Origin of the sequence: Pseudonocardia alni, from assembly GCF_002813375.1 — a bacterium.
Taxonomy (GTDB): domain Bacteria; phylum Actinomycetota; class Actinomycetes; order Mycobacteriales; family Pseudonocardiaceae; genus Pseudonocardia; species Pseudonocardia alni.
Window position 1 is genome coordinate 396363 of record NZ_PHUJ01000003.1, and the last position, 14283, is coordinate 410645.

Below are 14283 nucleotides of genomic sequence, written 5' to 3' on the forward strand. Positions count from 1 at the left end.
CGCCGGGCCGGGACTCAGCGCCGGCCGACGACGAGTGCGGCCAGCCCGGTCGTCACCGGGACGGCGGCGACCAGCCCGATGCTGCCCACCAGGGTCCGCACGATCTCGGTCGCCACGTCCTGGCTGGTGAGCACCTGGGTCACGCCGCCCGCCGCCACCGTGAACAGCAGCAGCAGCGGGAGCGCGGCGCCGGCGTAGGCCAGCACCAGGGTGTTCACCGCGGACGCGACGTGGTCGCGCCCGATCCGCATCCCGGCCGCGAACAGCTCGCGCACACCCAGCTCGGGGTTCGCCGCGCCCAGCTCCCACACCGCGGAGGCCTGGGTGACGGTGACGTCGTCGAGCGCCCCGAGCGCGCCGATCACCAGTCCGGCCAGCACCAGGCCGCGCGGGTCGATCGGTACCCCGGGGCCGAGCGTGCCGATCAGCGTGGCGGTGGTGTCGTCGAGCCCGGTGAGCCGCGAGGTGACGGTGAACAGGTAGCCCAGCACCCCGATCAGGGCGAGCGAGGCCAGCGTGCCGAGCACCGCGCACGAGGTCCGCGCGGTGAACCCGTGGGTCAGGTACAGCACCACGAACATGATCAGGCAGGCGCCGGTGACGGCGACCGCGAGCGGCGAGCCGCCGGACAGGATCGCCGGCAGCACGAACCACAGGAGGACCACGAAGCTCAGCGCCAGGCCGACCAGTGCCGCGAATCCGCGCAGCCGCCCGAGCACCACGACGGCCAGTGCGAACGCCGCCGCCAGCCACCCCAGCGGGGCGCCGCGCTGGAAGTCCACGAGCTGGTAGGAGCCCGCGTCGTCGGGGTTCGCGCCCGACCAGGACAGCGTGACCGGGTCGCCCACCGCGAACCGCGGCGTCGACGGCTCGTTCGGCACCAGCTGCACCAGGTCCCGCCCGGCGCGCGGCCCGTCGGACAGCGCGACCGTCACCCCGGTGCAGCGACGGTCCCCGGCGCCGGGGGAGCAGTCCGCGACCTGCACCGCGGTGACGGTGCCGTGCACCTGCTGGGTGGGTGGGATCTCCGGGACCGGGGTCGCCCCCGACCACAGCAGGGCCACCCCGGCGAGCGTCGCGAGTACGCACGGCACGAGCAGGGCGACCAGCAGCCTGCGCACCCGTCGCCCGGCCGGGGACGCGGCGCCGTGTCCGTGCCCGTGCCCGTGTCCCCGGCCGGGGGCGGGCGGGGCCGGCGGGCCGGGTGTGGCACCGAGGTCGGCCTGGCCGGGGCAGTCGCCCCAGCCGCCCGGGTGCCCGGGGTGGGGGATCGGACCGGTCTCGGCGCCGTCGGCGGGGTCCGCCGCCGCGCCGCCCGCCGGTGCGGACCCGGGGCGGTTCTCCACGGGGGCCGGACGGCGCGGGGCCGGAGCGTGGCGGGCCCGGTGCCGCGCCGGTTCGCCACCCGGGAGCCGGTGCCCGCCCGAGGCGCCCGGGGGCCGGTCCTCGGCGCGCCGCCGCCCACCCGTCCGCGGGGCGGCGGGCCGCCCGCCGTCGGGGGCGGACGGGTCGCGCGGGACGGGCGGAGGCGGGGGCACCTCCGCATCCTTGCAAACGATCTTCGACCTGCGGGGTGCCGTTCGCCCGGACGCGACCGCCCGGCGACGACCGGTTGTCCGGTGTTCGAACTTGTGTTCGACTGACTCGGTGCGATGGAACGGACAGCAGGTCGGGGCGGACGGTGTCGGGAACGCGACGGCGCTGCCGGGGATGCGGGGGTTGCTGCGCTCGGTGCGCACGCCGGGGTTCGCGGACACGGTGTTCCACGAGGTCGAGGCGCGCTCGGTGCTGAACCGGGTGCCGTCGTCGTCGCCGGTGCCGTTCGGCTGGACGGTCAACCCCTACCGCGGCTGCTCGCACGCGTGCACCTACTGCCTCGTCCCGGAGACCCCGGTGCTCACCGCGGACGGCCGGTCGCGGCCGATCGGGGAGCTGCGCCCGGGTGACGAGGTGGTCGGCACCGTCGCCGACGGCGGCGGTCGGCGCCGCTTCGTCCGCACCCCGGTGCTCGCGCGCTGGTCGACGCGGCGCCGCGCCCAGGAGGTGACCCTCGACGACGGCACGCGGCTGGTCACCTCCGCCGAGCACCGCTTCCTCACCACCTCCGGCTGGGCGCACGTGCGCCCGGGGCGCTGCCGGGCCTCCGCGGACCGGCCGCACCTGGGCCCGGGGACGGCGCTGGTCGGGCCCGGTGCCGCCGCGGTCCCGGGCGGGGCCCGGCCCGACGGATACGCCGAGGGCTGGCTCTGCGGGCTGGTCCGGGCCGACGCGGTGCGCGGCCGGGTGCGGGCCGAGCCGTTCCCGACCGGCTGGGTCGAGCTGGAGGCGCTCGCCCGCGCCCACCACCTGCTGACCGCGCGGCCGGCGCCCGTGGCCGCCGGGATGCTCGCGGCGCCCGCCCCGTCGCCGGCGGCCTGGCCGCAGCGGCCCGCCCGCGGCTGGACGGCCGGTTTCGTCGGCGGGATCGTCGACGCCTGTGGTGAGGTCTCCGCCGGGGTGCTGCGGATCGTGCCCGGCGACGAGGAGCTCGCCCGGGCCTGCGTCGACGCGCTGCGCCGGCTCGGGTTCCGCGTGGCCTCCGAGCCGTCGGCCCGGCCCGGGGTGCGGGCGCTGCGGGTGCTGGGCGGGGTCGCCGAGCAGCTGCGGCTGGTCGCGGTGACCGACCCGGCCGTGGCCCGGGTGCGCGACGTCGGCGATGCCCGTGTCGAGGAGCCGCCCGGGGGAGCGCCGCGGGTCGTGGCGGTCCGCGACACCGGCACCCTCCGCCCGATGGTCGACATCACCACCGGTACGGGGGACTTCGTCGCCGCCGGGGTGGTCAGCCACAACTGCTTCGCCCGCAACACCCACACCTACCTCGACCTCGACGCGGGCGCGGACTTCGACTCCCAGATCGTGGTCAAGGTGAACGTCGCGCGGGTGCTGGAGCGGGAGCTGGCCCGGCCGTCGTGGCGGCGCGAGCACGTCGCGATGGGCACCAACACCGACCCCTACCAGCGGGCGGAGGGCCGCTACCGGCTGATGCCCGGGGTGATCACCGCGCTGGCCCGCTCCGGCACGCCGTTCTCCGTCCTCACCAAGGGCACCGTGCTGGGCCGGGACCTGCCGCAGCTCGCGGCCGCGAACGCCGACGTCCGCGTCGGCACCGGGGTGTCGATCGCGCTGCTGGACCGGGAGCTGCAGTCGCACCTCGAGCCGGGCACCCCGAGCCCGCGGGCCCGCCTCGACCTCGTCCGGCGGATCACCGACGCCGGCCTGCCCTGCGGGGTCATGGTGGCCCCGGTGCTGCCGTGGCTGACCGACTCCACCGAAGCCCTCGACGCCCTGCTGGCGGAGATCGCCGCCGCCGGGGCGAGCCGGGCCACGGTGCTCGCGCTGCACCTGCGTCCCGGGGCCCGGGAGTGGTTCCTGGCCTGGCTGGGGCGGACCCACCCCGCGCTGCTGCCGCGCTACGAGCGGCTCTACCGCGGCGGGGCCTACGCCACCCGGGACTACCGCGGGACCCTGGCCCGGCGGGTCGCCCCGCTGCTGGCCCGGCACGGCCTGGACCGGCCCGAGCCGAACCCGCGCGACCCGGGGTGGACCCGGCAGCCGGTCGCGTCGCCGCGGGCTGCGGAGCCCGGGGACGGGCAGCTGAGCCTGCTGTGAGAACCCGCCGGAAACCTGGTGGCAGACGGCCCGGGGGATGCCGATAGCCTTGACCGCCGTGATGCGAACCCACCCCGTCGGCACGCTGCGTGCCGAGAACGCCGGCCAGACCGTGACCCTCGCCGGATGGGTGGCCCGCCGCCGCGATCACGGCGGCGTGATCTTCATCGACCTGCGGGACCGCTCCGGATCGGCCCAGGTCGTGTTCCGCGAGGGCGAGATGGCCGAGCGGGCCCACCGGCTGCGCTCCGAGTTCTGCATCCAGGTCGTCGGCGAGGTCGTCCGCCGGCCCGCGGGCAACGAGAACTCCGACCTGCCGACCGGCGACATCGAGGTCACGGTCACCGAGCTGACCGTCCTGTCGGAGTCGGCGCCGCTGCCGTTCCCGATCGACGAGCACACCGGCGTCGGCGAGGAGATCCGGCTCTCCCACCGCTACCTCGACCTGCGTCGTTCCGGGCCCGCCGCGGCGATGAAGCTGCGCAGCGACGTGAACAAGGCCGCCCGCGACGTGCTGGCCGCGGAGGACTTCATCGAGGTCGAGACGCCGACCCTGACCCGGTCCACCCCCGAGGGCGCGCGCGACTTCGTCGTCCCGGCGCGGCTGCGCCCCGGCTCCTGGTACGCGCTGCCGCAGAGCCCGCAGCTGTTCAAACAGCTGCTCATGGTCGGCGGGCTGGAGCGGTACTACCAGATCGCGCGCTGCTACCGCGACGAGGACTTCCGCGCCGACCGCCAGCCGGAGTTCACCCAGCTCGACATCGAGATGAGCTTCGTCGAGCAGGACGACGTCATCGCACTCGCCGAGAAGGTCCTCACCGCGCTGTGGCGCCTCGTCGGGTACGAGATCGAGACCCCGATCCGCCGGATGCCCTACGCCGAGGCGATGGCCCGCTACGGCTCGGACAAGCCCGACCTGCGCTTCGACATCGAGCTCACCGAGCTCACGTCGTACTTCGCGGGAACCGGGTTCCGGGTCTTCCAGAACCCCTACGTCGGCGCCGTCGTCATGCCGGGCGGGGCGTCGCAGCCCCGCAAGGTGCTCGACGGCTGGCAGGAGTGGGCCAAGCAGCGCGGCGCCCGCGGCCTGGCCTACGTGCTGATCGGTGAGGACGGGCAGGTCGACGAGCGCGGCCCCGTGGTCAAGAACCTGTCCGAGGCCGAGCGGTCCGGTCTGGCCGAGGCCGTCGGCGCGCACCCCGGCGACTGCATCTTCTTCGCCGCCGGCAAGCCCACCGAGGCCCGCGCGCTGCTGGGCGCGGCCCGGGGCGAGATCGCCCGGCGGACCGGTGCGATCGACTCCTCGGCCTGGTCGTTCGTCTGGATCGTCGACGCGCCGCTGTTCGAGTCGGCCGCCGACACCGACGACGTCGCCGTCGGGGGCGGTGCGTGGACCGCGCTGCACCACGCGTTCACCTCTCCGACCCCGGAGTGGATCGACACCTTCGAGAAGGACCCGGGCAACGCCCTGGCCTACGCCTACGACATCGTCTGCAACGGCAACGAGATCGGCGGCGGCTCGATCCGTATCCACTCGGCCGACGTGCAGAAGCGGGTCTTCGAGATCATGGGCCTGTCCGCGGAGGAGGCACAGGAGAAGTTCGGCTTCCTGCTCGACGCCTTCTCGTTCGGTCCGCCGCCGCACGGCGGGATCGCGTTCGGCTGGGACCGGATCACCGCGCTGCTCGCCGGCGTCGACTCGATCCGCGAGGTCATCGCGTTCCCGAAGACCGGCGGCGGGTTCGACCCGCTCACCCAGGCCCCCGCGCCGATCACCGCCGCGCAGCGCAAGGAGGCGGGCGTCGACGCGAAGCCGACGGCGCCCGCGCCCGGCGGGTCGGCGCCCGGCCGCCCCGGGGAGACCGGCGGCGGTGCCCCGGAGAAGCCCGGCCCGGCCGCGTAGGCGCTGCACCTGCGGGTGGTCTGCCCACCCGGGCGGACGGTCGAAGGTCCGCAGCGTCCTCGACGCCCAACCCGGGGTGGGCCACCTGGTGGTCCACCCCGGGGTGGCGGTGCACCCGGCCGGTGACCTGGTCGAGGCCGACGTGGGGGCCGACCTGGTGGGCGCCATCGGTGCGGCGGCCGCGGTGCTGGTGCTCGCCCGTCGCGGATCGCGTCGTCGGGGCGCGGACCGCACGCTCTCCGAAGGGTAGGGTCCCCTTCGATGACCGATCCGCAGTCGACTCCCGGCGCGGTCGCGGCGGTGGCCGGGGCCGCGCGGTTGCTGTCGCGGCGGGCGGGCTCGGAGGTCGAGCTGTTCGAGCCCGAGGACCTCGGCGGCAGCGGCCGCTCCGTCGTCGCCCGGGCCCGGATGGCGAAGAACCCGTTCTCCGACCGGCGCAGCGTCGTCGTGAAGCACTACGCTCCGCCCGAGGACGGCACGGACCTGGCGTCGGACCCGTTCCGCTACGAGGTCGCGTCCTGCCAGCTGTTCACCGCGCTGCCCAGCGACGTCCGGCCCAGCCCGGTGATCATCGCGCACGACCCGGAGCAGCGGCTGCTCGTACTGGAGGACCTCGGCCGCAGCCTGACCCTGGCCGACAAGCTGTTCGCCCCGGACGCCCAGGCCGCCCGGACCTGCCTGCTCGGCTGGGCCCGCGGCCTGGGCCGGATGCAGGCCGCGACCGCCGGGCGGGAAGGTGACTTCGGGGCGCTGCTGCGCCGGCTGGGGGAGAAGGTCCGCCGGGACCCGGTCGCCGACCAGGCCCGCGCCGCGCTGGCCGGTCTGCCGGAGCTGCTGGTCGAGATCCTCGGCGTCGAGGTGCCGGAGATGGCGCTGTTCGAGGCCCAGGGCGGGGTGCGCCTGCTCGGCGGCACCGGGTTCCGCGCGTTCAGCCCGTCCGACACCTGCCCGGACAACAACCTGGTCACCAGCCGAGGGGTGCGGTTCGTCGACTTCGAGTGGGGCTGCTTCCGCGACGTCGTCCTCGACGCCGCCTACGTGCGGGTGCCGTTCCCCGGCTGCTCGTCGAGCTTCGCCCTGCCCGACGCCGTCGCCGACGCCATGCTCGACGCCTGGCGGGCCGAGGTCGCGCCGGTGTGGCCCGAGCTGGACGACCCCGAGCTGCTGGAGTCGCGCCTCGCCGACGCCCAGGTGCTGTGGGTGTGGTGGTCGACCTGGCAGCTGCTGCCGCGGGTGCCCGAGCGCGACGGCCCGATCGGTCCCGACGCCGGCCGGTCCCCGCGGATGTCCACGGCGCTGCGGCACTACTGGCGGGGCCTCGGTGTCACCGCGGAGGCGACCGCCCGGCCCGGCACGGCCGCGCTGGCCGAGGCCGTGGTGACCGCGCTCGACACCCGTTTCCCGGACGCGTCGTCGACGCTGCCGCTGTTCCCCGCCTTCCGCGGGGGCGAGTGGTAGGGACCCGCCCCGAGAGTTCCCACGGCGGTACGGGACCCGTCACCGGTTGCACACGGAAACGGTGGCTGCGGCGGTGATCGTGTCGGCGTGTCCCCGATGACCGCGCGCCCGTCCGTCGTCGATCCGGTCCTCCGCCCCGTCCGCCCCGTCGCCGTACCGCAAGCGACCGGGCGGCCCGTCCGGCACCTCGTCCTGCTGGGCGACTCCACCGCCGTCGGGCTGGGTGACCCCCTGCCCGGCGGAGGCTGGCGTGGGTTCGGCCCGTTGCTGCGCGACGCCCTCGACGATCCCGCCCACCCCGGCTCGGTCCGGCTGGACAACCACGCCCGGACCGGGGCGCGGATGGCCGACGCCCGGCACGGGCAGGTGCCAGCGGCCGCGGCGTCGGGGCCCGACGTCGTCGTGCTGTGCGCCGGGATGAACGACACCCTGCGCTCGGACTTCGACCCGGCCGCGATCCGGCGGGACTGCGCCGAGTCGCTGGAGCTGCTGCTGCGGGCCGGTGCGACCGTGCTGCTGCTCCGCTTTCACGACCACACCCGCGTCTGGCCGCTGCCGGGGCTGTTGCAGCGGGCGCTCGCCACCCGGATCGCGGCCCTGAACGGGGCCGTCGACGGGGCGGTGGCCGACGCCGTCGCCGCGACGGGGCGGTCCGCCGTCGGGATCCTCGACCTCGACACCGCAGGCAGCTACGACCCGGCGGCGTGGAGCGTGGACCGGTTGCACCCGTCCGAGCTGGGGCACCGGTTGCTGGCGCGTGGTTTCGCCGCGCTGCTCGGCGCCGCCGGGTTCGCGGTGCCGGGGGAGATCGGGCTCGACGCCGCCGGCGGGCGGGAGGTGACGGCCTGGCAACGGGGGGCGTGGCTGGTGGTGCAGGGGGTGCCGTGGCTCGTGCGGCGGTCCCGGGACCTCGGGCCGGTGATGGTGCGGGGGCTCGTGGAGGGGGCGCGGGCGCGGAAGGTGCCCGCCTGACCTCGGCGGCCCGGTCACAGGCGTCGCAGGAAGTTCCCGATCCGCTCCACGGCCTGCTCCAGCTGCGGCAGCGCCGTCGCGTACGAGCAGCGGATGTGCCCCTCGCCGGAGGGCCCGAACACGCTGCCCGGGACGACCGCGACCGACTCCTCCCGCAGCAGCCGCTCGGCGAAGGTCTCCGAGTCCAGCCCGGAGGCGCGGATCGAGGGGAACGCGTAGAACGCGCCCGCCGGCTCCGGGCAGTCCAGCCCGGCCTCGCGCAGGCCCTTCACGAAGACCCGGCGGCGACGGTCGTAGTCGGCCACCATCTCCGCGACGTCGCCCTCCGCGCTGGTCAGCGCCTCCACGGCGGCGATCTGCGAGATGTGCGGCGCGCACAGCATCGTGTACTGGTGCACCCGCAGGCACAGCTCCGCGATCGGCTCCGGCGCGGCGAGCCAGCCGACCCGCCACCCCGTCATCGCCTGGGCCTTGGAGAACCCGCCCAGGACCACCGTCCGCTCCCGGGCACCCGGGACCGCGCCCAGACAGGTGTGGGCGCCGGTATAGGTGAGGCGGTCGTAGATCTCGTCGGAGAGCAGGTACAGGTCGTGCCGCTCGGCCAGCGCGACGAGCTCGCGCAGCACCTCGGGCGGCTGCACCGCGCCGGTCGGGTTGGCCGGCGAGCCGATCAGGATCGCCTTCGTCCGCGGCGTCACCGCGGCCTCGACCGCGGCGATGTCGATCGCGAACCCGTCCTCGGCGCGGGTCGGCACCCCGACCGGCACCCCACCGGCGAACGCCACGCACGGCTGGTAGGCGACGTAGCAGGGCTCCGGGACGATGACCTCCTCGCCCGGGTTCAGCAGCACCCGGAACGCCAGGTCCAGGCCCTCGGACACCCCGGTCGTGACCAGGCACTCGGTGGCGGGGTCGTAGTGGGCGTCGTAGCGCGACGCCAGGTCCGCGCACACCAGCTCCCGCAGCTTCGGCAGGCCCGCGTTCCCGGTGTAGGTGGTGTAGCCGCGCTCCAGGGCGTAGATCCCGGCCTCGCGGATCCGCCACGGCGTCACGAAGTCGGGCTCACCGACACCGAGGGAGATGACGTCGTCCATCTCGGCGGCGATGTCGAAGAACCGCCGGATCCCCGACGGCGGGATCGCCGAGATCGTCGCGTTGAGGGCCTTCACGGGGTCACCGGCAGCCGGTGGTCGGGCTCCGGCTCGGCGAAGGAGTCGCCGTCGCGCTTGTGCGTGGCCAGCACGAAGTGCGTGGCGGTCGAACGGACCCGGTCGATCGTGGACAGCTTCTGGGACACGAAGTCGCTGACCGCGCGGATGTCCGGGCCGACGACCGTGCAGCGCAGGTCGTGCCCACCGGAGACGAGGTAGCAGTCGCGGACCTCGTCGAAGCGGGAGATGCGGGCGGCGACGTCGTCGAACCCGACCCCGCGGGCCGGGGCCACCGACACGTCGATGAACGCCGTCACCTGCGCCCCGGCGCGGCCGGCGCCGGAGTGGCCGTTGCCGCCGTCCTCGTACCGGGCCCAGTCCACGACGGCCTTGTGCCTGCGGATCACCCCGGAGCGTTCCCACTCCGCGATCCGGGCGTCGACCTCGTCCCGGGGCAGACCCAGCATGGTGGCGACGGTGTCGTGGCTCAACGACGCGTCACGTTCGAGCAACTCGAGGATCTCGCGCACGGCGTGACCCTACGACGACCGCCCGTCGCCGTGCCGCGGGCCGGGCGGGTCGGCGGTGGCCCGCCCCGTCCGACCGGTCAGGCCGCGTGCGGCAGCGGGGCCGCGACGTCCGGAGCGACACCGCCGCGTGCCGGGTCGAGCAGCCCGCACTCGAGGTCGACGAGCTGGACGCGCGTGCACGGACCGCACACGTACACCGTGCCGGTCGGGCCGTCGTGGCTGCTCCAGGCGAGTCCGCGGACGTCGGCGGGGGTGCGCGGACGGGAGCAGAGCGGGCAACTCGGGATCGTGTCCATGCCCCGTGAGCGTGCACGGGCTCTGTTGCGCGCCGGTGACACCGCGCGTCCGCGGCGTTGCGTTCCGGCGACGATCCGGGGTCGGCGACGATCACGCTGCGTACGCGTCGGTCACGAATCGGGGGCGAGCCGGTGAATTCGGCACCGCCGCACCCCGCCCGCAACTAGGGTCCGCGCGCATGAGCAGCAACGAACCGCCGCGGGGCGAGGACCCGCAGGCCGGTCCCGGGGGAGCCGCGACGCCCGGCGGCGCCCAGGAGTCCGGGCAGGCGGCCGGGAGCGGTGACCAGCCGGGCACGCCGTACCCCGGCGGGCAGCAGGCCGGGCAGGACGACGCCGCCACCGGCGCGCAGGAGCCGGGACAGCACGGCCCGCAGTACGGCCAGGACCCCGGGCAGCAGTACGGCCGGCCGTACGCGCAGGACCCCGGCCCGCAGTACGGCCCGCAGTACGGCCAGGCCCCGTACGGGCAGGACCCCGGCCCGCAGTACGGCCAGCAGTACGGCCAGGCCCCGTACGGGCAGGACCCGGGGCAGCAGTACCCCGGCCAGTCCTACGCCCAGCAGCAGTACCCCGGCCAGTACCCCGGCGCAGGCCAGTACGGCGGCCAGCAGCAGTACGGAGCCCCGTATCCCGGCCAGTACCCCCGGGCCGGGCAGCAGTACCCGGGCCAGTACCCGGCCGGCCAGCAGTACGGCGGCCAGTACCCGCAGGGCGGCTACGGCCGGCCCGCCTACCCCTCCGGAGGTGCCCCGCCCAGCGGCACCTCCCCGGACCCGCTGGTGCCGTTCTCCTTCGGCGACTGGTTCTCCAAGATCGTCGGCGTGCTGCAGCGCAGCGGGAAGCCGCTGCTCATCATCAACCTGATCGTGCTGATCCCGACCGCGGTCCTCAGCGGCATCAGCTACCTCCTCGACGGGGGCACGCGGTCGTCGTTCGACCCCGTCGACCTCGACCTCAGCACGGGGTTCGTGGCGGGCCTCGGCCTGACCACCCTGGTCCTGGCCGTGATCGCGGTCGTGCTGTCCGCGCTCGGCTACGCGGCGTCGGTGTTCGTCGTCGTGCGCGACGCGGCCCAGCGCCCGTGGAGCCAGGACCAGGTCATCGCGTTCGCGAAGAACCGCGCGCTCCCGGTGATCGGCTGGTCGCTGCTGGCCGGACTGCTGTTCGTCATCGGCTTCTTCCTGCTGATCATCCCGGCGATCTACCTGGGCGTGGTGTTCACCGGCGCGCTGATCGGGGTCGTCGTGATCGAGCGGGCCGGGATCGGCCGCACGTTCACGCTGGTCAACCCCCGGTTCTTCCCCGTGTTCGGCCGGCTCGTGGTGTTCTTCCTGATCGCGATCGTGTACTCGCTGGTGATCTCGCTGGTCGTCGTCGCGCCGCTGACGTTCCTCAGCCCCGTCCTGGGCCAGGTCGTGGGGACCCTGCTGCAGCTGCCGGTGCAGATCGCCGGCGTCGCCGCGATGATCGTCACCTACGCCGAGTGCCGCTTCCACGAGCACAACCCGGTGCACACCCCCGTCCTCGCCGACGAGATCGACCGCGCCTGAGCCGCCCGTCCACCCGGGGCCGGTGTCCTGGCAGGCTGGATGCGATGAGCACCGACGGCCTGTTCGACATCGACCCCGGGGGCGACGAGCGCGACACCGGTGACGGCGACGCCGTCCGCCCCGACGCGCCGCTCGCCGCGCGGATGCGCCCGCGCACCCTCGACGAGGTCGTCGGCCAGGCCGACCTGCTCGCACCCGGTGCGCCGCTGCGCCGCCTGCTCGACGGCGGCGCCGCGGCGTCGGTGCTGCTCTACGGCCCGCCCGGCACCGGCAAGACCACCCTCGCCCGGCTGATGGCCGGCGCCGGGGGAGCGGAGCGGCATTTCGTCGCCCTGTCGGCGCTCTCGGCCGGGGTGAAGGAGCTGCGGGCCGTCATCTCCGAGGCCCGCCGGCGTCGCGACCGCAGCGGCACCACCACAGTGCTGTTCATCGACGAGGTGCACCGCTTCTCCCGTACCCAGCAGGACGCCCTGCTCGGCGCGGTCGAGGACCGGCTCGTCCTGCTCGTCGCCGCGACCACCGAGAACCCGTCGTTCTCCGTCGTGTCCCCGCTGCTGTCCCGCTCCCTGGTGCTGCAGCTGCAGTCCCTCGGGGAGGACGACGTGCGCACCCTGCTCCGGCGCGCCGTCACCTCCGAACGGGGCCTGAACGCGACCGTCGCGCTCGCCGAGGACGGCGAACAGGCACTGGTCCGGCTCTCCGCTGGCGACGGGCGCCGCGCGCTCACCGCGCTGGAGGCGGCCGCCGACGGTGTCCTCGGCGCCGGCGGCGACCCGGTGATCGACCTCGCCGCCGTCGAGCGCGCCGTCACCGAGGTCGCCGTGCGCTACGACCGCGCGGGCGACCAGCACTACGACGTCATCAGCGCGTTCATCAAGTCCATCCGCGGCTCCGACCCCGACGCCGCCCTGCACTACCTGGCCCGGATGCTCGTCGCGGGGGAGGACGCCCGGTTCATCGCGCGACGGCTGATGATCCACGCCTCGGAGGACGTCGGGCTGGCCGACCCGACCGCGCTGCCCGCCGCGACCGCGGCCGCCCAGGTCGTGCAGCTCGTCGGGATGCCGGAGGCGCGGATCGCGCTCGCCCAGGTCACGGTGCACCTGGCGACCGCACCCAAGTCGAACGCGGTGATCACCGCGATCGACGCCGCAATGGCCGACGTCCGCTCCGGCAGGGTCGGCGGGGTGCCCCCGCACCTGCGCGACGGCCACTACGCCGGCGCGCAGAAGCTCGGCAACGCCGTCGGCTACCGCTACCCGCACGACGACCCCGACGGCGTCCTGCGCCAGCAGTACCCGCCCGACGACGTCGTCGGCGTCGACTACTACGCGCCGTCCGGGCGCGGGCACGAACGCGTCCTCGCCGAGCGCCTGCCCAAGCTGCGCCGCGTCGTACGCGGCACCCGGGACTGAGCCCGCGCGCTCAGCCGGTGGTCAGGGTCAGCCCGAGCGCCCCGGTCGCGGTGCGGATCGGGGTGAAGTAGCTGGTGCAGTTGCCGTCGCCGCCCGCACCGGTGTGCACGCCCTGGGCCTGCCCGGACGAGGTGATGTAGGGGGCGCCGGAGTCGCCCTCCTGCGCGCACGCCGCCACCGAGGTCAGCCCGGACTGGCTCTGGCCCTCGAAGTTCACCGTCATGTCGGTGCGCTGGACCGTGCCGCAGGACCGCCCGCTGGTGGACCCGTACAGGCAGACCGTGGAGCCCACGGGCGCCGGACGGCTCCCGGCCACCCGGATCCCCGACACGGTCGCCGACACGCCGCCCGGCTCGACCGCGATCGCGCCGACGTCCACCCCGCGGCCCGCGGTCTCGACCTCGGAGCCGATCGTCGAGCCGTCGCCGGCGGACCAGGACGACGAGCCCCGGGTGCAGTGCCCGGCGGTGATCAGCCAGTCGCTGCTGCCGTCGGAGGCGGCGAACCCGGCCGTACAGCGGCGGGTCCCGTCGGTGATGGTGTCGCCCCCGCCGACCGCGGCCTGCCGGTGCGCCGGCGCCGCCACCCGCTCCACCCGCACCGCGGACGGGTCGAGACCGCCGGTCAGGCCCGCGGCCAGCGCGTCGGCGCCCGGCCCGTCGACGACGCTCACGACGACCTGCTCGGTGCGGGGGTCGACGCCGTAGGAGTCCAGACCGGCGGGCATCCCCGTCGCGGTGCGCCCGGCCAGCGCCGAGAGCACCGCGGCCGGGTCGCGGCGCGGCTCGTCGCGCACCACCGGCGTCGCGCCGAGCGCGGTGACCAGCGGCGCGGCCGCGGCGTCCCAGGTGCCCACCATCAGCCGTCCGTCGGCCAGCCACGTCCCGGCCAGCGCGGGCCCGAGGGCCTCGGTCACCGCGGGCACCAGCGCCGCGGCGGCGTCCTCGCCGACCGTGACCGGGGGGAGCGCCGGGCCCGCGGTCGCCGGCACGGCCACCCCCACACCGATCGCGACGGTGCCGAGAGCGGCGAGCAGGAGGCGGTGCGGGCGACGCAGAGACACGAGCGGTCCTTCGGGCGAGCGGAGCGTGACACCCGGCCCAACGACGCCGCTCCGCCCGGGTCACGGCCCGCAGGCGGAGGACACTCCTCCGGCAGGGGTGGACGTCCGTCCGTGCCCGAGGTCTCCCCATGAGGACCAAAGCCCCTACTGTCCGTCTACCTATACCGCAAATTGTGCATGTTGATTGACCCCGAAAGGGTGCACCGGAAAGGTTGATCGCAGGCCGGGGCGCGGCCGAGCGGACCTGCCGGCAGCGCCGACCACCACCGGCGGAGGACAGCGCGACAGTCGCAC

At 75.4% G+C, this 14283-nt stretch carries 12 protein-coding genes; 7 read left to right on the plus strand and 5 right to left on the minus strand.

The window, feature by feature from the left end; all coding sequences use genetic code 11:
• Positions 1-14 precede the first annotated feature (14 nt).
• Complete coding sequence (locus ATL51_RS03060; protein ID WP_301548868.1) at positions 15-1538, minus strand: YibE/F family protein; 1524 nt, start codon at positions 1536-1538, stop codon at positions 15-17.
• Positions 1539-1647: 109 nt separating this feature from the next.
• On the opposite strand from ATL51_RS03060, the gene ATL51_RS03065 reads away from it, so the two are divergent.
• The 5 genes from ATL51_RS03065 (at position 1648) to ATL51_RS03080 (ending at position 7981) form a co-directional block, all read left to right on the plus strand.
• Entirely contained in the window at positions 1648-3648 is a 2001-nt protein-coding gene (locus tag ATL51_RS03065) for an intein-containing Rv2578c family radical SAM protein (protein ID WP_100877598.1), read from the plus strand.
• Between the two features lie 58 nt (positions 3649-3706).
• Positions 3707-5551, plus strand: a complete 1845-nt coding sequence (gene aspS / locus ATL51_RS03070; RefSeq protein ID WP_073574668.1) for an aspartate--tRNA ligase — start codon at positions 3707-3709, stop codon at positions 5549-5551.
• An 88-nt stretch (positions 5552-5639) separates the two neighbouring features.
• Complete coding sequence (locus ATL51_RS27980; RefSeq protein WP_157818207.1) at positions 5640-5801, plus strand: hypothetical protein; 162 nt, start codon at positions 5640-5642, stop codon at positions 5799-5801.
• Positions 5802-5812: 11 nt separating this feature from the next.
• On the plus strand, positions 5813-7009 hold the full coding sequence (locus ATL51_RS03075; protein WP_100877599.1) for a hypothetical protein: 1197 nt from the start codon (positions 5813-5815) through the stop codon (positions 7007-7009).
• 96 nt (positions 7010-7105) lie between these two features.
• Positions 7106-7981: a GDSL-type esterase/lipase family protein gene (locus tag ATL51_RS03080; RefSeq protein WP_208623097.1), complete on the plus strand. Its 876-nt coding sequence runs from the start codon at positions 7106-7108 to the stop codon at positions 7979-7981.
• 14 nt (positions 7982-7995) lie between these two features.
• On the opposite strand, the gene ATL51_RS03085 is transcribed toward ATL51_RS03080, so the two are convergent.
• The 3 genes from ATL51_RS03085 to ATL51_RS03095 all read right to left on the minus strand — a co-directional run bounded on the left by ATL51_RS03085 (position 7996) and on the right by ATL51_RS03095 (position 9958).
• Complete coding sequence (locus ATL51_RS03085) at positions 7996-9150, minus strand: aminotransferase class I/II-fold pyridoxal phosphate-dependent enzyme (RefSeq protein WP_100877600.1); 1155 nt, start codon at positions 9148-9150, stop codon at positions 7996-7998.
• Complete coding sequence (locus tag ATL51_RS03090; RefSeq protein WP_073574671.1) at positions 9147-9662, minus strand: Lrp/AsnC family transcriptional regulator; 516 nt, start codon at positions 9660-9662, stop codon at positions 9147-9149. The genes ATL51_RS03085 and ATL51_RS03090 overlap by 4 nt, the downstream gene beginning before the upstream one ends.
• Before the next feature lie 77 nt (positions 9663-9739).
• Positions 9740-9958 carry a hypothetical protein gene (locus tag ATL51_RS03095; protein WP_100877601.1) on the minus strand — a complete coding sequence of 73 codons (219 nt, stop codon included), beginning with the start codon at positions 9956-9958 and terminating at the stop codon, positions 9740-9742.
• Positions 9959-10137: 179 nt separating this feature from the next.
• On the opposite strand from ATL51_RS03095, the gene ATL51_RS03100 reads away from it, so the two are divergent.
• Positions 10138-11511, plus strand: a complete 1374-nt coding sequence (locus ATL51_RS03100; RefSeq protein WP_100877602.1) for a hypothetical protein — start codon at positions 10138-10140, stop codon at positions 11509-11511.
• Between the two features lie 44 nt (positions 11512-11555).
• On the plus strand, positions 11556-12926 hold the full coding sequence (locus ATL51_RS03105) for a replication-associated recombination protein A (protein ID WP_073574673.1): 1371 nt from the start codon (positions 11556-11558) through the stop codon (positions 12924-12926).
• A gap of 10 nt (positions 12927-12936) precedes the next feature.
• Here the strand turns inward: ATL51_RS03105 and ATL51_RS03110 are convergent, their stop codons facing one another.
• Positions 12937-13989, minus strand: a complete 1053-nt coding sequence (locus ATL51_RS03110; protein ID WP_100877603.1) for a S1 family peptidase — start codon at positions 13987-13989, stop codon at positions 12937-12939.
• Positions 13990-14283 lie beyond the last annotated feature (294 nt).

What these genes read in the sequence shown, in the direction of transcription:
- ATL51_RS03075 (WP_100877599.1), top strand. Translation starts at nt 5,813, where the DNA reads ATGACCGATCCGCAGTCGACTCCCGGCGCGGTCGCGGCGGTGGCCGGG.
- ATL51_RS03080 (WP_208623097.1), top strand. Translation starts at nt 7,106, where the DNA reads ATGACCGCGCGCCCGTCCGTCGTCGATCCGGTCCTCCGCCCCGTCCGC.
- ATL51_RS03095 (WP_100877601.1), bottom strand. Translation starts at nt 9,958, where the DNA reads ATGGACACGATCCCGAGTTGCCCGCTCTGCTCCCGTCCGCGCACCCCC.
- ATL51_RS03100 (WP_100877602.1), top strand. Translation starts at nt 10,138, where the DNA reads ATGAGCAGCAACGAACCGCCGCGGGGCGAGGACCCGCAGGCCGGTCCC.
- ATL51_RS03105 (WP_073574673.1), top strand. Translation starts at nt 11,556, where the DNA reads ATGAGCACCGACGGCCTGTTCGACATCGACCCCGGGGGCGACGAGCGC.